Source organism: Cellulosimicrobium cellulans, assembly GCF_024124905.1.
Taxonomy (GTDB): domain Bacteria; phylum Actinomycetota; class Actinomycetes; order Actinomycetales; family Cellulomonadaceae; genus Cellulosimicrobium; species Cellulosimicrobium cellulans_G.
This window is the reverse complement of the sequence record NZ_JAMXST010000002.1, coordinates 466,993-484,984: the sequence shown is the minus strand read 5'-3', so window position 1 is coordinate 484,984 and position 17,992 is coordinate 466,993. Positions and strand designations below refer to the sequence as shown.

Below are 17,992 nucleotides of genomic sequence, written 5' to 3'. Positions count from 1 at the left end.
CGGCCTCTGACCGAGACGCGAACGGCCCGGCACCTCCAGGTGCCGGGCCGTTCGCGTGCGCGGGGACGGGTCAGGCGTCCTGCGCCGGGGTCCCGTCGTTCGCCGCGGCGATCTGGCGACGCACGTCGTCCATGTCGAGGCCCTTGACGGCGTCCACGACCTGCTTGAGCGCGGGCGCGGGGAGCGCACCCGGCTGGGAGAAGACGAGGATGCCCTCGCGGAAGGCCATGAGCGTCGGGATCGACGTGATGTTCGCGGCCGCCGCGAGGCCGCGCTCGGCCTCGGTGTCGATCTTGCCGTGCACCACGTCCGGGTTCTCCTCCGACGACGCCTCGAACACCGGGGCGAACATCTTGCACGGTCCGCACCAGTCGGCCCAGAAGTCGACGAGGACGATGTCGTTCTCGGTGATCGTCTGCTCGAAGGTGGACTCGGTGAGCGTCTGCGTGGCCATGGATGATCCTCCTGGGACGGTGGGGGTGTCTGCCTCGTAGAGCAACGATCCTCCCCCACGTATTCCCCTCGCTCTCCCGGCACGGCGTGGACCTCGACCCGCCCCGGGCGCGACCAGCCTCTACGCTGCCCCTGTGACGAACGCCACCGCTTCCCCCCGGCTCTCGCGCGCCACCATCGCCGGCTACGCCGCCGGCTCCGTCGGCACCGGGGGCTTCGGCACCCTGCCCGGCCTCGTGCTGCTCGTGTACCTGACCGACGCGCTCGCGGTGCCCGCCGCGGTCGCGGGGCTCATCGTCACCGGCGCGAAGGTCTGGGACGTCGTCATCGACCCGTTCATCGGGTACGGCTCCGACCGCGACCTCGCCCGCACCGGCTCGCGCCGGCGCTTCATGACGATCGGCGCCCTCACGCTGCCCGTCTTCTTCGCGCTGACGTTCGCCGTCCCCGCCGCGGCCGGGCCCACCGCGGCGGCGATCTGGGTGCTCGTCGCGTTCCTTCTCGCCGCGACGGCGTTCTCGCTCTTCCAGGTCCCGTACATCGCCCTGCCGGCCGAGCTCGACCCCACCTACGACGGCCGCACGCGGCTGCTCGCGTGGCGCGTCGCGGCGCTCGCGTTCGCGATCCTGCTGTTCGGCGCGGGCGGCCCCGCGCTGCGCGGGGGCGGCGACTCGACCTCGGGCTACCTCGTCATGGGCGTCGTGTCCGGCCTCGTCATCGGCGCCGGGATGCTCGTCGCCACCCGCGTCGCCCCACGCACGCCGGGCGCCCGGGACGCGGGCTCGCCCGTCGGGACGACGACGCCGCTCGCCCCCGCCGCCTCGACGTCCGCCTCGCGCGCGTGGACCCTCGCGGTCCGCGAGGCGTTCGACGCGCTGCGCAGCTCGCGGCCGTTCCGCACGCTGCTCGCCGCGTTCTTCCTCCAGGCGGTCGCCACCGGCCTCATGCTCGCGGGGGCGGCGTACGTCGCCCGGTACGTCCTCCACGACGAGGCCGCGGTGAGCTACCTCTTCGCCGCCCTCATCGCCCCCGCCCTGCTCTGCATGCCCCTGTGGACCCGGCTCGCGCGCCGCGACGGGAAGGAGCGCGGCTTCGTCGTCGCCACGGTGCTCTTCGCCGTCGCCGCACTGGGGATGGTCCCGCTCCTGTGGGCGCCCGGCGCGTGGGTGTACGGCCCGACGGCCCTCGCCGGGATCGCCTACGCCGGCATGCAGGCGCTGCCGCTCGCGATGCTCCCGGACGTCATCGCCCACGACGCGCGCACGCACGGCGAGGGGCGCGGCGGGGCGTTCAGCGGCGTCTGGACGGCGGGCGAGACCACGGGCATGGCGCTCGGCGCCGCGGTGCTCTCGCTCGTCCTCGGCATCACGGGCTACGTGTCGTCGCGCGCCGGGGAGACCGTGGCGCAGCCGACCGCGGCCGTCGACGGCATCGCCCTGGCGTTCTCGGTCGTCCCCGCGGTCCTGGTGCTGACAAGCCTCGTACCGCTCGTACGGTACGGTCTGCGCAAGGGGGACATCGACGACACAGCACCGGAGCTGCCGCGTGACCACGCCTCCACCGACCGAGCGCACGACTGACCCCTCCTCGGAGCACTCCGGGGGCGCGCCGGGCGACGTCCCGCTGCGCACGGACGGGATCCTCGACCGGCTCGCCGCGCTCCGCGCCGCCGACGCCCCCACGCACGGGGGCCGCGTCCTGTCCTACGTCTACGACCCGGGTCTCGCCGAGCTCGACGAGCTCGCCGCCGCGGCCGCCCGCGCGGTCCAGCCCGTCAACGGCCTCGACCCGACCACGTTCACCTCGGTGGCCGTCATGGAGTCCGAGCTCGTCGCCTTCGCCCGGGCCATGCTCCGTGGGCCCGCTGCGGGGCCGGACGCCGTCGTGGGCTCGGTGACGTCGGGCGGGACCGAGAGCTGCCTCCTCGCCGTGAAGATCGCCCGCGACGCCGCGCGCGCGGCCCGGCCCGGCGTGCGCCCGCGCGTCGTCGCCCCGGTGAGCGTGCACGCGGCGTTCCGCAAGGCCGCGCAGTACCTCGACGTCGACCTCACGCTCGTGCCGGTCGACCCCGCGACCGGCACGCTCGCCGCCGCCGACCTCGTCGCGGCGCTCGACGGCGGGCCCGACGGCGACGACGTCGCGCTGGTCGTCGTGTCCGCGCCGTCGTACCCGCACGGCGTCGTCGACCCGGTGGCCGAGGTCGCCGCCGCGGCCGCCGCGCGCGGCGTGCCGGTGCACGTGGACGCGTGCGTCGGTGGGTGGGTCCTGCCGTTCTGGGAGGGCGCGGGCGGCGAGCAGGTGCCCGCGTTCGACTTCTCCGTGCCCGGCGTGACGAGCATCTCCGCGGACGTGCACAAGTACGGCTACGCCCCCAAGGGCACGTCGGTCCTGCTCGTGCGCGGCCGCGACCGGCAGCGCCGCCAGTTCTTCGCGACGACGGGCTGGCCCGGCTACCCGGTGGTCAACCCGACGACGTCCGGCTCGCGCTCGGCGGCCCCGCTCGCCGCGGCGTGGGCCGTGAGCCAGGCCCTCGGGACGCCCGGGTACACGGCCCTCACCGCACGGTGCGTGCGCGCGACCCGGGCGCTGCGCGCGGCGATCGAGGGGATCGACGGGCTGCGCGTCGTCGGCCACCCGACCGGCCCCCTCGTCGCGGTGGCCTGCGACGAGTCCGTCCCGGCCGCGCGGCAGGTCGACCCGCACCTGTGGGCCGACGCCGTCCGGTCGCTCGGCTGGGTCCTCCAGCCCCAGCCCGGGCTCGCGCAGGACGACGGGACCCACCTGCCGCACACGACCCACCTGACGGTCACCCCCGTGACGGAGGCGGGCGTCGAGGGCCTCGTGGCGGCGCTCGTCCAGGGGGCCGACGCCGTCCGCGGCGAGCCGCGCCCCGACGTGAGCGCCGTCCTCGGGGCGCTCGCCGGTGCGTTCGCCCCGAGCGTCGACGCCGCTGCGCCGGAACCCGCCGCCGACGCCGTCTGGCAGGCGCTGCTCGTGGCGCTCGCCGCGGACGGGGGTGAGCGCGACGGGACGGCACGCTCCGTCCTTCCCGACCGGCTCGCGCCGCTCATGGCCGTCATGGAGGTGCTGCCTGCGGCCGTGGCGGAACGGGCGCTCGTCGAGATCGTCGCGCGGGTCGCCGAGCCGCCCGCCAGTCCCGCCGTGCCGTGAGCGGACTCGCCCCGGCGCACCGCACGGGGTAGAACAGTCGCGTGACCGACACCGCCGACTTCGTGCCCGACGACTTCTCCCACGAGAACCCGCAGCCCGCGGGCTGGCTCAGCCCGGAGGAGATCGCGGTCGCCCGTGCGCAGCTCCCGCTCGTCTACGTCGACGCCGTCCCGGTGCGGGTCGACGACTCGGGCGACGTCGTCGCGGTCGGGCTCCTGCTGCGCGTCACGCCGGAGGGCATGATGACGCGCGCCCTGGTCTCCGGCCGTGTGATGTTCCACGAGCGCATCCGCGACGCCCTGCTGCGGCACATCGAGAAGGACCTGGGGCCGGTCGCGCTCCCCCAGGTCCCCGCGTCGCCGCAGCCGTTCACGGTCGCCGAGTACTTCCCGACGCCGGGCATCACCTCCTACCACGACCCCCGCCAGCACGCGGTGTCGCTCGCGTACGTGGTGCCGGTGACGGGCGACTGCCGCCCGCAGCAGAACGCGCTCGAGCTCGCGTGGCTCACGCCCGAGCAGGCGTGCAGCGACGAGGTGCAGCTCGAGATGCGGGGCGGCCAGGGGGTGCTGCTGCGCCAGGCGATGGCGTACGTGGGCCGCCTCCCGTGACGGGCGCACCGCGCGTCCCGGCGGCCGGACGCCGGATCGCCGCCGCGCGGGTGCTCCACGCGCTCGTGGCGCTCGCCGCACTCACGGGCGTCGCCATGGAGCTCGTCATCGCGCTGGTCGACGGGCCCGGCACGGCCCCGAGCCAGGCCGAGCGGCTCGTGCGCCTCTTCTCCTACTTCACGATCCAGTCGAACCTGCTCGTCGGGATCGTCTCGGTCCTCCTCGCGGTGCGGCCCGAGCGCGACGGCCCGGTGCTCCGCGTCGCGCACCTCGACGCGCTGCTGTGCATCGCCGTCACCGGCCTCGTCTACAACACCGTCCTGCGCGGTCTCGCCGAGCTGAGCGCCGCCGGCCAGGTCTCGAACCTGCTCCTGCACCTGCTCGCGCCCGTGCTCGCCGTCGCGGCGTGGCTCCTCGTCGGTCCGCGCCCCCGGGTCGACGCCGCGACGGTGTGGTGGTCCGTCGTCTACCCCCTCGTGTGGATCGCGTACACGTTCGTCCGGGGCGCTGTCGTGGACTGGTACCCGTACCCGTTCCTCGACGTGGGCGAGCTCGGCCTGGGCCGGGCGCTGGTCAACACGGCGGTCGTCGCGGTCGTCTTCCTCGCGCTGGCGTGGGTCGTGCGCCTCGTCGACGCGCGGCTGCGCCCGGCCCCCTGACGCCTCGTCCACCGGACGACGGCGAGCCAGGGACCAACGACCCCCGCGCTCCGTCCGCTCGGCCCTGGGCCGGGCGGGCCCCCGCCCGGACGCTGGAGGGAGGGGACCCGTCCGGTCCGGACGGGCGTTCGACGAAGGGGCGCGCCATGGATGCCGCAGTGGTCTACGAGTCGATGTACGGGAACAGCGAACGGGTCGCGCAGGCCGTCGCCGAGGGGCTGAGCGAGACGGTCCGCGTGACGGTGGTCGACGTGACCGACCCCGCGGCGAGCCCCGAGGCGCTCCGGCACATGGGCCTCGTCGTCGCCGGCGGCCCGACCCACGCCTTCGGCATGACCCGGCCCACGACTCGCGCCGAGGCCGTGCAGCGCGCGAGCGGCGACGTGTCCGACCGCGCGACGGGACTGCGCGAGTGGGTCGAGGCCGTCCCGCGCCAGGACGAGACGCGCCTGGCCGCGACGTTCGACACGCGCGTCACCAAGGTCAAGCCCCTGCCCGGCTCCGCCGCGCGCGGCGCGGCCAAGGTGCTGCGCCGCGCCGGCTTCCGCCTGGTCACTCCCCCGGCGTCGTTCTACGTCGGGGACGTCGAGGGGCCGCTCGACGACGGCGAGCTGGACCGCGCCCGGGCGTGGGGCCGCGCGCTGGGCAAGGTGCTCGTGCCCGCGGCGAGCCCGGCCGAGGGCCGCTGAGGCTCCCGCGGTTGGTAGGGATCGGGGTCGGTGCCGCCGCGGATCCGTGCCGTCGCGCGTCGGTGCCGTCGCAGGTCGTGCCGGTCTCGCCGCCGGGGTCAGCCCCCGAGCTCGAGCCGCGGCCAGTCGTCGAGGTCCTCGCGCATCCGACGGTCGTGCGTCGCGACGACCACGGCCGCGGGCGTGACCCGCAGCGCCTGCGTGAGCTCGTCGACGAGGTCGATCGAGAGGTGGTTGGTCGGCTCGTCGAGGATCAGCACGTGCGGCGCCGCCAGGAGCGCCCGGGCGAGGTCGAATCGGCGCCGCTGCCCCGCGGACAGCTCGCGCAGCGGGCGCTCCAGGTCCTCCTCGGTCAGCAGGCCGAGGAACGCGACCGGCACGAGGTGGTCCGGGTCCAGGCGTCCCGCGTCGAGCAGCTCGAGGGCCTCGCGCGCGTACTCGTCGAACCCGGTGCGGTCCTCGGCCTCGGGGGGCAGCGCCGGGCCCTCCTGCGCGACCACGCCCAGCCGTGCGCCGTCGACCACGGACCGTGCCCCGCGGTCGAGGGGCACCAGTCCCGCGAGCGCCGCGAGGAACGTCGACTTGCCGCTGCCGTTCGGCCCGGTGACGAGGAGCCGGCCCGAGGGCGGGAGCGCGACCCGGGTCCCGGGCAGGTCGAGGCGCGCGCCGCCGTCGGGCCCGACGCGCGGGCTGCGCAGCTCGAGGACCGGGTCGCCCGGGTCCCAGCCCGGCGACATCGCGGGCAGCTCGGGGAAGACGAGCTGGAGCGGCGGCACCGGGACCTCGACGGCCTCCGCCTCGAGCTGCTGGAGGCGCCGGTCCGCGGCCTTGACGTGGATGCGGGCCCGCGTCGCGCGACGGTGCTTCTGGCTGCCCTTGGGCGGGCGCCACTCGTCGGACAGCCCCTCGTACGACGCGTCGAGCACCGCCGCGAGCTTCTCCGCGCGCTTCTGCTCCGCACGGAACCGCTGGCGCCAGCGGTGCAGCGCCTGGTTCTTGGCGAACCGGTAGGACAGGTAGCCCGGCTGCCCGTAGAGCACCGGCTTCCCGTCCATGGCCGGGTCGAGGTCGAGGATCTCGGTCGCGACGTCGTCGAGGAGCTGCCGGTCGTGCGTGACCATCACCACGCCGCCGCGCCACGCGACGAGCTCGCCCGTGAGGAAGTCGATCCCGCCGGTGTCGAGGTGGTTGGTCGGCTCGTCGAGGAGGAGCAGGTCGGCACGCTCGGCGAGCCGGCACGCGAGCCGCACGCGGTAGCGCTCGCCGACGGACAGGGTCGCGAGCTCGCGGTCCCGGTCGCGGCACGCGCCGAGCCGCGAGAGCGCGACGTCGACGCGCCGGTCCGCGTCCCACACGGCGAGGTGCTCGGCCCGCCCGAGGATCTCCGTGAGCTCGGCGAGATCGCCGGCCTCGTGGTCGAAGTCGCGTGCTGCCGCCTCGAGCTCCGCCGCGACCGCCCGCAGCCCGCGGAGCGTCGCGGCGACGAGCGTGCCGACCGTCTGGCCCGGCGCGATCGCGAGCTCCTGCTCGACGAGCGCGAGCGAGCCCGCGCGCCGGACCTCCCCGCGGCTCGGCGCGAGGTCCCCCGAGAGCACGTGCAGCAGCGTCGACTTGCCCGTGCCGTTCTCCCCCACCACCCCGAGCCGCGTCCCCGCCGCGACGCGCACCCCGACCCCGTCGAGGACGGGTCGTCCGGGGTAGGCGAAGGCGAGGTCGTCGGCGGCAAGATGCACGGGGACTACCTTATGGTCCGCGAGATCGGCCCCCGCGGCGCGAGATCGACCTCCCGAGGGTCGATCTCGACCGTACGGGCCGATCTCGCGAGCGGGGTACGGTCGAGCCCATGAGCACCGCGCCCTCCGGACCGGACCACGCGAACGTCCCGTCTCCCGCCGCCGGTACCCCCGGGACGACGTCGGCGCCCCCGACGGCCCGGGCCACGGCCGGGGCCGTGACGCTCGCCGTCGTGCTCGACGTCGTGAGCGTCCTCGCCTTCGCCGCCGGTGGCCGCGCGACCCACTCCGCGGACAGTCCTCTCACCGCCGTCGCCGGCATCGCATGGCCGTTCCTCGTCGGCCTCGCGGTCGCGTGGGTCGTGCTGCGCGCGTGGCGACGCCCGCTCGCGCCCTGGCCCGTCGGTGTCGGCGCGTGGGCGCTGACGTGGGCCGTCGGCATGGCCCTGCGGGCCCTGACGGGCGAGGGCCTCGCCGTGCCGTTCCTCGTGGTCTCCGCGCTGTTCCTGCTCGCGACGCTCGTCGGGTGGCGCCTCGTCGCCACGCTCGTCACGCGCCTCCGCGCGGCCCGCGCCCCGAGGTAGAGGCGTGGTCGCCCGAGGGAGAGGCGTGGTCGCCCGAGGGAGAGGCGTGGTCGGGGACCGGGCCTCTCCCTCGCCGTACCGGGCCTCTCCCTCTCCGGACCGGGCCTCTACCTCGCCGAGAGCACGGTCACGATCTCGGGGGCGAGCGCGCGGAACGCCTTGCCCCGGTGGCTGACGGCGTTCTTCTCCGCGGGGCTGAGCTCGGCCGCGGAGCGGTCGGGCGCGCCGGGGTCCGGCTGCTCGTCCGGCAGGAGGATCGGGTCGTACCCGAACCCGTTCTCACCGCGCGGTGCGGTGAGCAGGGTCCCGCGCATCTCGCCGGTGCGCACCACCTCGGTGCCGTCCGGCGTGACGAGCGCCGCCGCGCACACGAAGCCCGCGGCCCGGTGCTCGGCGGGCACGTCGCCGAGCTGGGCGAGCAGGAGCTCGAGGTTCGCGACGTCGTCGCCGTGCCGCCCGGCCCAGCGCGCCGAGAAGATCCCGGGGGCGCCGCCGAGCACGTCGACGGCGAGGCCCGAGTCGTCCGCGACGGCGGGCAGCCCCGTGGCCGCGACGAGCGCGCGCGCCTTGATGAGCGCGTTCTCCGCGAACGTCACGCCGTCCTCGACCGGCTCGGGCGCGCCCACGTCGCCCGCGCCGACGATCGCCTCGGGCGCGAGCTCGAGCCCCGGGTGCGCGTCGAGCTCAGCGGCCAGGATGGCGCGCAGCTCGGCGATCTTGCCCGGGTTGTGCGTCGCGAGGACGAGGCGCGCGCCGTCGGGCACGACGACGCCCGTCGCCGCGGGCGCGCCGCTCACCGCGCGTCCGCCGCGAGCGCCGCGCGCTGGATCGCGGTGAGGTCGGCCGTGCCTGCCACCGCGAGGTCGAGCAGCGCGTCGAGCTCGGCACGGTCGAACGGCGCGTGCTCCGCCGTGCCCTGCACCTCGACGAACGTCCCGGAGCCCGTGACGACGACGTTCATGTCCGTCTCGGCGCGCACGTCCTCGACGTACGGGAGGTCGAGCATGGGCGTGCCGTCGATGATCCCGACGCTCACCGCCGCGACGGAGTCGGTCAGCACGGGCTTGCCGCCCGTGATGTGGCCGTGCCGCTGGCCCCACGCGACGGCGTCGGCGAGCGCGACGTAGGCGCCGGTGATCGCCGCGGTGCGCGTGCCGCCGTCGGCCTGGAGGACGTCGCAGTCGAGCACGATCGTGTTCTCGCCGAGCGCCGAGACGTCGATGATCGCGCGCAGGGACCGGCCGATGAGACGCGAGATCTCGTGCGTGCGCCCGCCGATCCTGCCCTTGACCGACTCGCGCTGGCTGCGCTCGTTCGTCGCGCGCGGCAGCATCGCGTACTCGGCGGTGACCCAGCCCTCGCCCGACCCCTTGCGCCAGCGCGGCACGCCCTCCGTGAACGACGCCGCGCACAGCACGCGCGTGCGACCGAACTCGACGAGCACGCTGCCCTCGGCCTGGTCGAGCCAGTGGCGGGTGATGGTCACGGGGCGGAGCTGGTCGGGCGTGCGGCCGTCGGCGCGCAGGCGCGCGCCCGTGTCCGAGGACGATGCGGGGATGGTCATGCCGCCACCCTACCGACCGCCCGGCACCCGCTGAGTGCGGGGTGTCTGTCGTCACGACGCCGGGCGGGCGACAGGTCCCCCGCACTCAGGGACTAGAGGTCGAACACCGCGCCCGTCGTCGCGACGTCGACCGGACCCGCGTACGATTCGCGCGCCTCCGCGCGGGAGCGTTCGGGGTCGTTCCACGCCGGGAGGTGCGTCAGCACCAGGCGGTGCGCGCCGGCCGCCGTCGCGACCTCGCCCGCGCGACGCCCCGTGAGGTGGATGCCGCGCTCGACGCCGTCGTCGCGGCCCTCGTGGAACGCGGCCTCCGACAGCAGCAGGTCGGCGTCCCGCGCGAGCTCGACGACGCCGCCGCACGCGTCGGTGTCGCCCGTGTACGCGAGCACGGCCCGCTCGCCGGGCCGCGCGGACGAGGGCCCGGTGACCCGCACGCCGTACGCCTCGACGGGGTGGAACACGCGGTAGGGCTCCAGCGTGAGCGGCCCGACCTGGACGGGCGCGCCGGGGTCCCAGACCCGCACGTCGAGCTCCTCGGCCATCCCGTCGCCCGGCTCGGCGCCGTACGCCGCCTCGATGCGCGCGGCCGTCCCCGACGGACCGAGCACCGTCAACCGGCTCGGCACGCCGGTCCGGGTCGAGCCGCGCTCGGGGTGGTAGCGCAGGTAGACGTACAGCCCGCAGACATCGACGAAGTGGTCGGGGTGCAGGTGCGACAGCGCGACCGCGTCGAGGTCGAGCGGGTCCACGAACCGCTGGAGCGCACCCAGCGACCCGTTCCCGAGGTCGAGCACGACGTTCCACTCGCGCGCCTCGAAGCCCGCGGCCGCGGCCTCGGCGGCCGGGACCTGGACGAGGTACGACGACGCGGGCGACTCCGGCCCGGCGAACGACCCCGAGCACCCGACCGTGACGAGGCGCATCAGGCCGCCTCCACGCGGAGCACCTCGGGGCCGAGGAAGCGGCGGGCCAGGTGCTCGAACGGCTCCGCGCTGCCCGTCGCGAGGAAGCGGTGCTGCGGCGGCCCCGCGTCGCGCGAGCGCTCGAGGTCGTGCGCGACGAGCGTGCGGTAGACGTCCTTGGCGGTCTCCTCCGCGCTCGACACGAGCGTGACCTCCTCGCCCATGACGTAGGAGATCGCGCCCGTCAGGAGGGGGTAGTGGGTGCACCCGAGCACGAGGGTGTCGACGCCCGCCGCCTTGACCGGGTCGAGGTAGCGGTGCGCGACCTCCAGCACCTCGGGCCCCGACGTCACGCCCTGCTCGACGAGGGGCACGAAGTCCGGGCACGCCTGGGTCGTCAGGTGCAGGCCCGGCGTGACGGCGAACGCGTCCTCGTAGGACCTCGACGTGATGGTGGCGCGCGTCCCGATGACCCCGATCCGCCCCGAGCGCGTCGCCGCGACCGCGCGCCGCGCCGCCGGGAGGATCACCTCGACGACCGGCAGGCCGTGACGCTGCGTGTACCGCTCGCGGGCGTCGCGCAGGACCGCCGAGGAGGCCGAGTTGCACGCGATGACGAGCATCTTCACGCCGTCGTCGACGAGCTGGTCCATGATCGCCAGCGCCATCGCCCGGACCGCCGCGAGCGGCTTGGGCCCGTAGGGGCCGTTCGCGGTGTCCCCGATGTAGAGGAGGGACTCGTTCGGGAGCTGGTCCAGGATCGAGCGCGCGACGGTCAGGCCGCCCACGCCCGAGTCGAAGATCCCGATGGGAGCGTCGTTCACCCGCCCGAGCCTACTGGCGCGCCCACGCGCGGGGCGCACCGAACCGCGGCTGCCGCCTGTGGCAGCGCCCACAGGGCGGTCGCTCGTCCGGCCCGACGCGCGGCACGACCCTCAGGGCCGGCCGCGCCCCGCGCGCAGGTCGGCGAGCATGCCGTCCACGAGCGACTCCTGGAGCAGTCCCGTGAGCAGGAACACGCTCACGAGGAAGCGGCGCGGCGCGCCGCCCACCTCGCCGTCGTCCGGGCCGTCGTCGCCCTCGCGGTCCAGCTCGTCGTACAAGCCCTCGACCTGCTCGTCGGTCCGCAGGCCGAGCCGCTCCGCGAGCACGAGGCGGACGTCCGTCAGTGCCCCCGCCACGTCCTCGGCCTCGTCGCGCGCGACCGTGAACGGGGCCACCTCGGCGGGCTCCGCGTCCACGAGCAGGCGCGCCAGCCGCACCAGCCGCCCGACCTTGCGCGCCGCGAGGTCGTCCTGCGTGAACCGCCGGAACTCGGCAGCCACCTCGACGTCGTCCGACGCGTCCGGGAGCAGACGACGCACCGCCGGGTCGGGCGGGGGCGTCGCGTCCGACCCGTGCCCACCGGGCACCGGGCCCGTCCAGCCGGGGGGCGACCACCCGTCGCCGGGCCCGGACGGCCCGGGCTCCCCCGGCACCCGACCGGGCACGCCCTCCTGGAGCATCTGCGCGACGTCGCCCGCGAGCTGGGCCAGCACGATCCGTTCCGACGGCTCGAGCTCTGCGACGTACCCGTGCGCCTCCGCGCGGAACGGCCTCACTGCTCGCCGTCCTTCTGGAGCGTCGCCCACAGCCCGTACGAGTGCATCGCCTGCACGTCGACCTCCATGCGCTCGCGGTCGCCCGTCGACACGACGGCACGACCCTCCTGGTGCACCTGGAGCATGAGCTCGTGGGCGCGCTCCGCGGCGTACCCGAAGTAGGACTCGAACACGTACGCGACGTAGCTCATGAGGTTGACCGGGTCGTTCCACACGAGGGTGACCCACGGGCTGTCGGGGAGGACGGACTCGTCGACCCGGGTCGCCTCCTCGGGCACGGTCACGGACGCCCGCGCGCCGACGGCGCGGGTGAAGATCGGCTGGGGGCTCACGCCACCACTGTATTCGTGGGCCTGTCGACACCCGTCGTGCCCGTCGCTGCCCTACCGTATTCCGCATGAGCCTCGCCGATCCGGGCAGCGTCGCCCTCTCCCCGACCGACAGCGCTGCCTCGCCGGGACAGGCCGGCCCGGTCCCGCAGCGCCCGCCGTACCGGCCGGTCGCGTCGACCGCCCTGCTCACCGACCGCTACGAGCTGACGATGCTCCAGGCCGCGCTCGCGGACGGCACCGCCGACCGGCACTGCCTGTTCGAGGTCTTCACGCGCCGCCTGCCCCCCGGGCGGCGTTACGGGGTCCTCGCGGGGACCGGACGCGTCCTCGAGGCGCTCTCGTCGTTCCGCTTCGGGGCCGAGGAGCTCGACTGGCTGCACGCGCAGTCCGTCGTCGACGACCGCACCCTCGAGTTCCTCGCCGGGTATCGGTTCACCGGGACGATCACCGGGTACGCCGAGGGCGAGGTCTTCTTCCCGCACTCCCCCGTGATGACCGTCGAGGGCACGTTCGCCGAGGCGGTCCTGCTCGAGACGCTCGTGCTGTCGATCCTCAACTACGACTCCGCGGTCGCGTCCGCCGCGTCGCGCATGACGAGCGCCGCCGTCGAGCGCCCCTGCCTCGAGATGGGCGCGCGGCGAGCGCACGAGCAGGCCGCCGTCGCCGCGGCGCGTGCCGCCGTCGTCGGCGGGTTCGCCGGGACCTCGAACCTCGAGGCAGGACGCCGCTACGGGCTCGCGACCATCGGCACGGCCGCGCACGCCTTCACGCTCCTGCACGACGACGAGGAGTCCGCCTTCGCGTCGCAGGTCGCCTCCCTCGGGCCCGAGACCACGCTCCTCGTCGACACCTACGACGTGCGCAAGGGGGTCCAGAACGCGGTCCGGGCCGCCGGCGGGCGCCTCGGCGCCGTCCGTCTCGACTCGGGCGACCTCGGTGTCCTCGCCGTCGAGGTGCGGCGCCAGCTCGACTCGCTCGGTGCGCACGACACGAAGATCACCGTCACGTCCGACCTCGACGAGTACGCCATCGCGTCGCTCGCCGCCGCCCCCGTGGACTCCTACGGCGTCGGCACCTCGCTCGTCACCGGCTCCGGCGCGCCGACGTGCGGCATGGTCTACAAGCTCGTCGCGCGCGCCGACTCCACCGGCGTGCTCCAGCCCGTCGCCAAGGCGTCCACGGCCAAGACCAGCACCGGCGGGCGCAAGGTCGCCGCGCGCCGGTTCGACGTCGACGGGCGCGCGGTCGAGGAGGTCGTCGTCACGGGCGCCGACCTCCCGGTCCAGGAGTGGGAGCCCGACGACGGCGACCTGCGCCCGCTCCAGGTCCCGCTCGTCGTCGACGGCGCGGTCGACTCCCGCTGGGTCGGGTCCTACGGCGTCCAGAACGCGGCGCACCGCCACCGCGAGGCCCGCGCCGAGCTGCCCCGCGGCGCACGACGCCTGTCCGCCGGCGACCCCGCGATCCCGACGGTCGTGCACACGCTCCCCTGACGCGCGGGGACGGTGTCGACTACCGCTTGCCGACGAACCAGCCGCGGACGGTCGCGACACGGGCGTCGAGCTGTTCGACCGTCGCGAGCGGGACCTCGGGTCCGCCGCAGCGGCGGCGCAGCTCGGTGTGCACCGATCCGTGCGGCTGCCCGCTCCGGCGGGACCACGCGGAGACGAGCTGCTGGAGCTCCTTGCGGAGCTCCGCGGCCCGACGGTGGTCCATCTCGGACCGCTCCCGCTCCGCCGACTGGCTGGACTTCGAGCGGGCGCTCATCTGGTCCGCCTGGCGCTGACGCAGCAGCGTGGTGACCTGGTCGGCGTCGAGGAGGCCCGGCAGGCCGAGGAAGTCGAGCTCCTCGTCCGACCCGACGTCCGCGCCCGTGCCGAACTCGCCGCCGTCGAACAGCACGCGGTCGAACGAGGCCTGCGCCTCGAGCGCCTCGAACGAGCCCTGGACGAGCTCGCCCGACGCCTTGTCCTCGCGGTTCGCCTCCGCCAGGAGCGCGTCCTCGGGGTTGAACCCCTCTCCCTGCTCCTCCGCGGTGAGCGGCCGGTCGAGCGCGTGGTCGCGCTCGATCTCGAGCCCGTTCGCGAGCTCCAGCAGGTGCGGGACGCTCGGCAGGAACACCGACGCCGTCTCGCCCCGCTTGCGCGCCCGCACGAACCGCCCGACGGCCTGCGCGAAGAACAGCGGGGTCGCCGTCGAGGTCGCGTACACGCCGACGGCGAGGCGCGGGACGTCCACGCCCTCCGACACCATGCGCACGGCGACCATCCACCGGCCGTCGCCGTCGGAGAACTCCTCGATCCGGCTGCTCGCCCCGTCGTCGTCGGAGAGGACGACGGTCGGGGACTTCCCGGTGATGCGCGCGAGGTGACCCGCGTAGGCGCGCGCGTCGGTCTGGTCGGTGGCGATGACCAGTCCCCCGGCGTCGGGGATCGCGCGACGCACCTCCGTCAGCCGCTTGTCGGCCGCCGCGAGGACCGACGGGATCCACTCGCCGTTCGGGTCGAGCGCCGTGCGCCACGCCTGGCCGGTCATGTCCTTGGTGAGCGCCTCGCCGAGGCGCGCGCTCACCTCGTCGCCGGCCTTCGTCCGCCAGCGCATGTTCCCCGAGTACGACAGGAAGAGCACGGGTCGCACGACGTGGTCGCGCAGCGCGTCGCCGTAGCCGTACGTGTAGTCCGCGCGCGAGCGGCGGATGCCGTCGGGGCCGCGCTCGTACTCGACGAACGGGATCGCCGCGGTGTCGGAGCGGAAGGGCGTCCCCGTGAGCGCGAGACGACGCGTCGCGTCCTCGAACGCCTCGCGCACCGCGTCGCCCCACGACAGCGCGTCGCCGCCGTGGTGCACCTCGTCGAGGATGACGAGCGTCCGGTCGGCGGTCGTCCGTGCCGCATGCAGCGCGGGCTTGGCGGCGATCTGCGCGTAGGTCAGCGCGACGCCGTCGTAGTGGGCGCCGTGCCGCCCCTGGCTGTTGCGGAAGTTCGGGTCGATCCGGATGCCGACGCGCGCCGCGGCGTCCGCCCACTGGTGCTTGAGGTGCTCGGTCGGCGCGACGACCGTCACCCGGCGCACGATCCCCTGCTCGAGCAGCTCGGTCGCGACGCGCAGGGCGAACGTGGTCTTGCCCGCCCCGGGGGTCGCGACGGCGAGGAAGTCCCGCGGCGCACGCGTGCGGTACAGCTCGAGGGCCTCGGCCTGCCACGCACGCAGCTTCGACGCCGAGCCCCACGGGGCGCGACGCGGGAACGCGGGCGAGAGGTGCGACGCCGCCGCGGACGAAGGGCTCTGCGGCGCGGGCGGGGTGGTCCTGCTACGGGTGTCGGAGGCGGAGTGACCGGTGGACGTCGTGTGGTGCTCCCCGCTCACTTGCCGGAGTCACCCTCGCCGTCCTGCGGGTCTCGCAGTCCCTCGTAGATCTCCTTGCACGTGGGGCACACGGGGAACTTGTTCGGGTCGCGGCCGGGAACCCAGACCTTGCCGCACAGCGCGATCACCGGCTTGCCGGAGAGCGCGGACTCCATGATCTTCTCCTTGCGCACGTAGTGCGCGAAGCGCTCGTGGTCGCCCGGCTCGGTCTGCTCGCGCGTCTCCTCGCGCTCGAGCACCCCGGTCGACGTGCCGGTCGTCGGCTCGGTCGCAGGGTTCCGGAACGGGTCCTCAGGACCTCCGGGGGGAGTGCTCGCGCGGAGTTCGATCATGGAGGGAAGTCTACGTCGGGGCGCCGACACCCGGGTGGCACCACGTCATCGGTCGGCACGCACGGAACCCGGGCACGAAAGACGAGAGAGCCCGCCGGCGCGGCGGTCCAGGGGCGTGGACCGCGCGCCGGCGGGCGGCTGTGCCTCGCGGGCCACGGCCCACGAGAGTTCATCGGCGGAGGGTCTACAGGCCCTGCCAGTCCGGCTTGGACGCGTACGTCTGGCGGTAGTAGTCCCCGAGCTGCAGGCGCGAGGCCGCCGCGTCGTCGACCAGGACCGTCGCGTGCGGGTGCATCTGCATGATCGTCGCGGGCCACAACGCCGAGATCGGACCCTCCACGAGCTGGTGCACCGCCTCCGCCTTGCCCTTGCCCGTCGCCAGCAGCACCAGGTGCCGCGCCGACATGATCGTCGCCAGCCCCTGCGTCAGGCAGTGCCGCGGCACCCGCTCCACGTCGTCGCCGAAGAACCGCGCGTTGTCCTCGCGGGTCTGCGCCGTCAACGTCTTGATCCGCGTCCGCGACGCCAGCGACGACCCCGGCTCGTTGAACGCGATGTGGCCGTCCGTCCCGATCCCCAGGATCTGCAGGTCCACGCCCCCGGCCCCCGCGATCGCCTCCTCGTACGCCGCGCACGCCGCGACCAGGTCCTCGGCGTTGCCGTCCGGTCCCTGCACCGCGCCCGGGGCGAAGTCCACCCGCGAGGCGATCTCCGTCTCGATCACGTTCCGGTACCGCTCCGGATGCTCCACCGGCAGGCCCACGTACTCGTCCAGCATGAACGCCTTGACACCCGCGAACGACAACCCGCCCTCACGATGGCGCCGCGCCAGCTCGTCGTACACCTTCAGCGGCGACGAACCCGTCGCCAGCCCCAGCACCGACTCCGGCCGCGACCGCACCACCTTCTCGATCGCGTCCGCAGCCAGCACCGCCAACCGCTCCGCCGGAGCGATCACGACCTCCATCACTTCACCTTTCGACGGCCGACGAGGGCAGCGCCCACCGCGGCGACGGGGACGTCCGCCGGAGCGAGCGAGACCCGCTCGGCGAGACGCAACGAGGACAGGAACGGGGACGTGCTCGACTGCGCGTCGAGCGCAGCGCGCACGGCGTCGAGGAGCGGCTGCCCCAGGGCGGACACGCCGCCGCCGAGCACGACGTGACGGACGTCGACCGTCAGCTCGAGGATCCGCACCGCCGAGGCGACGGCGGACGCGAACTCGTCCTTGATCCGGATCGCCTCCGGGTCGCCCGCGGCGGCCGCCTCGAAGAGCTCCGCCGGCGCGGGTCGACCGTGGCGCGACGGCCACCGCGCGGACACCGCGGAGCCGGAGGCGTAGACCTCGACGCACCCCCGCTGGCCGCACGCGCACTCGGGCCCGTGCGGGTCGATCGGGATGTGCCCGATCTCGCCCGCCGCGCCGCTCACGCCCCGCCGCAGCTCACCACCCAGCACGATCCCGGCAGCGAGACCGGTCCCCAGCGCGAGGAACGCGAGGTCCGACCCGTCGTCCCCGCGCAGGTGCGACGCACCGAGCGCGGCGACGTTGAGGTCGTTGTCGACCTGGACCGGGACACCACCGAGCTCCGCCGACAGCGCCTCGGCGAGCGCGAAGCGCCCACCCTCGATGCCGAGGTTGACGGCGTGCATGACCGAGCCGTCCTCGGGGTCCACCAGTCCCGGCACGCCGACGCCGACGCCGTCGACGTCCTCGAGCTCGGCACCCGCGCGGCGCACCACCTCGCGGACGGCACGGGCCGCGCTGGACACGACGCCCTGCGGCCCGCGCACCGTCGGCAGGCGCAGGGTCTCCCGCGCGACGCCGTCGGGCCCGAGGAAGGCGGCGAGCACCTTGGTCCCGCCGATGTCGAGACCGACCGCGCTCCCGGTCCCCGAGCCGTCGCACCGCGACGTGTCCTCGGGGCCGGAGCGTCCGGCCAGGGCTGCGGCTGCCTCGCCGTTCAGCGAGGCAGCCGTGCTCAGGTCGCTCAC

General features: G+C 75.2%; 19 protein-coding genes. 7 read left to right on the top strand and 12 right to left on the bottom strand.

The annotated features are described in order from the left end of the window. Positions 1 to 70: 70 nt before the first annotated feature. Positions 71 to 454 carry a thioredoxin gene (gene trxA, locus NHH00_RS07170; RefSeq protein WP_253051165.1) on the bottom strand — a complete coding sequence of 128 codons (384 nt, stop codon included), beginning with the start codon at positions 452 to 454 and terminating at the stop codon, positions 71 to 73. Positions 455 to 587: 133 nt separating this feature from the next. Here trxA and NHH00_RS07165 point away from each other — a divergent pair, with 133 nt between their 5' ends. The 5 genes from NHH00_RS07165 (at position 588) to NHH00_RS07145 (ending at position 5,583) form a co-directional block, all read left to right on the top strand. After that, a complete protein-coding gene (locus NHH00_RS07165; protein WP_253051164.1) occupies positions 588 to 2,033 on the top strand; it encodes an MFS transporter in 1,446 nt (481 codons plus the stop codon). After that, a complete protein-coding gene (locus NHH00_RS07160) occupies positions 1,999 to 3,624 on the top strand; it encodes an aminotransferase class V-fold PLP-dependent enzyme (protein WP_253051163.1) in 1,626 nt (541 codons plus the stop codon). Before NHH00_RS07165 ends, NHH00_RS07160 begins: the two co-directional genes overlap by 35 nt. Before the next feature lie 41 nt (positions 3,625 to 3,665). Next, complete coding sequence (locus NHH00_RS07155; protein ID WP_087471623.1) at positions 3,666 to 4,235, top strand: NUDIX hydrolase family protein; 570 nt, start codon at positions 3,666 to 3,668, stop codon at positions 4,233 to 4,235. Then, a complete protein-coding gene (locus tag NHH00_RS07150; protein WP_253051162.1) occupies positions 4,232 to 4,894 on the top strand; it encodes a Pr6Pr family membrane protein in 663 nt (220 codons plus the stop codon). Before NHH00_RS07155 ends, NHH00_RS07150 begins: the two co-directional genes overlap by 4 nt. 146 nt (positions 4,895 to 5,040) lie before the next feature. After that, positions 5,041 to 5,583 carry a flavodoxin family protein gene (locus NHH00_RS07145; protein ID WP_253051161.1) on the top strand — a complete coding sequence of 181 codons (543 nt, stop codon included), beginning with the start codon at positions 5,041 to 5,043 and terminating at the stop codon, positions 5,581 to 5,583. A gap of 98 nt (positions 5,584 to 5,681) precedes the next feature. Here NHH00_RS07145 and NHH00_RS07140 read toward each other — a convergent pair whose 3' ends face one another. Then, the gene (locus tag NHH00_RS07140; RefSeq protein WP_253051160.1) at positions 5,682 to 7,316 is read right to left on the bottom strand and encodes an ABC-F family ATP-binding cassette domain-containing protein; all 1,635 of its coding nucleotides are present in this window, start codon (positions 7,314 to 7,316) and stop codon (positions 5,682 to 5,684) included. Positions 7,317 to 7,426: 110 nt separating this feature from the next. Here NHH00_RS07140 and NHH00_RS07135 point away from each other — a divergent pair, with 110 nt between their 5' ends. Further along, on the top strand, positions 7,427 to 7,900 hold the full coding sequence (locus NHH00_RS07135) for a DUF3054 domain-containing protein (protein ID WP_253051159.1): 474 nt from the start codon (positions 7,427 to 7,429) through the stop codon (positions 7,898 to 7,900). Positions 7,901 to 8,007: 107 nt separating this feature from the next. Here NHH00_RS07135 and rdgB read toward each other — a convergent pair whose 3' ends face one another. From rdgB to clpS, 6 genes are all read right to left on the bottom strand, one after another. Then, positions 8,008 to 8,697, bottom strand: a complete 690-nt coding sequence (gene rdgB, locus NHH00_RS07130) for an RdgB/HAM1 family non-canonical purine NTP pyrophosphatase (RefSeq protein WP_253051158.1) — start codon at positions 8,695 to 8,697, stop codon at positions 8,008 to 8,010. Next, on the bottom strand, positions 8,694 to 9,464 hold the full coding sequence (rph, locus tag NHH00_RS07125) for a ribonuclease PH (protein WP_253051157.1): 771 nt from the start codon (positions 9,462 to 9,464) through the stop codon (positions 8,694 to 8,696). The genes rdgB and rph overlap by 4 nt, the downstream gene beginning before the upstream one ends. A 92-nt stretch (positions 9,465 to 9,556) precedes the next feature. Beyond that, a complete protein-coding gene (locus NHH00_RS07120; RefSeq protein ID WP_253051156.1) occupies positions 9,557 to 10,387 on the bottom strand; it encodes an MBL fold metallo-hydrolase in 831 nt (276 codons plus the stop codon). Continuing rightward, a complete protein-coding gene (gene murI / locus NHH00_RS07115) occupies positions 10,387 to 11,190 on the bottom strand; it encodes a glutamate racemase (protein ID WP_253051155.1) in 804 nt (267 codons plus the stop codon). Before murI ends, NHH00_RS07120 begins: the two co-directional genes overlap by 1 nt. 111 nt (positions 11,191 to 11,301) lie before the next feature. Further along, positions 11,302 to 11,967 carry a DUF2017 family protein gene (locus tag NHH00_RS07110; protein WP_253051154.1) on the bottom strand — a complete coding sequence of 222 codons (666 nt, stop codon included), beginning with the start codon at positions 11,965 to 11,967 and terminating at the stop codon, positions 11,302 to 11,304. After that, a complete protein-coding gene (clpS, locus tag NHH00_RS07105) occupies positions 11,964 to 12,251 on the bottom strand; it encodes an ATP-dependent Clp protease adapter ClpS (RefSeq protein ID WP_253051450.1) in 288 nt (95 codons plus the stop codon). The genes NHH00_RS07110 and clpS overlap by 4 nt, the downstream gene beginning before the upstream one ends. A 113-nt stretch (positions 12,252 to 12,364) precedes the next feature. Here clpS and NHH00_RS07100 point away from each other — a divergent pair, with 113 nt between their 5' ends. Then, positions 12,365 to 13,792 carry a nicotinate phosphoribosyltransferase gene (locus NHH00_RS07100; protein WP_290444919.1) on the top strand — a complete coding sequence of 476 codons (1,428 nt, stop codon included), beginning with the start codon at positions 12,365 to 12,367 and terminating at the stop codon, positions 13,790 to 13,792. A gap of 19 nt (positions 13,793 to 13,811) precedes the next feature. Here the strand turns inward: NHH00_RS07100 and NHH00_RS07095 are convergent, their stop codons facing one another. The 4 genes from NHH00_RS07095 to NHH00_RS07080 form a co-directional block, all read right to left on the bottom strand. Then, positions 13,812 to 15,665 carry a DEAD/DEAH box helicase gene (locus NHH00_RS07095; RefSeq protein WP_253051153.1) on the bottom strand — a complete coding sequence of 618 codons (1,854 nt, stop codon included), beginning with the start codon at positions 15,663 to 15,665 and terminating at the stop codon, positions 13,812 to 13,814. Further along, positions 15,662 to 15,997, bottom strand: coding sequence for a DUF3039 domain-containing protein (locus NHH00_RS07090; RefSeq protein WP_141388733.1), 336 nt, complete (start codon positions 15,995 to 15,997; stop codon positions 15,662 to 15,664). Before NHH00_RS07090 ends, NHH00_RS07095 begins: the two co-directional genes overlap by 4 nt. A gap of 184 nt (positions 15,998 to 16,181) precedes the next feature. Then, the gene (nagB, locus tag NHH00_RS07085; RefSeq protein WP_253051152.1) at positions 16,182 to 16,964 is read right to left on the bottom strand and encodes a glucosamine-6-phosphate deaminase; all 783 of its coding nucleotides are present in this window, start codon (positions 16,962 to 16,964) and stop codon (positions 16,182 to 16,184) included. Continuing rightward, positions 16,964 to 17,992: an ROK family protein gene (locus NHH00_RS07080; protein WP_253051151.1), complete on the bottom strand. Its 1,029-nt coding sequence runs from the start codon at positions 17,990 to 17,992 to the stop codon at positions 16,964 to 16,966. The genes nagB and NHH00_RS07080 overlap by 1 nt, the downstream gene beginning before the upstream one ends.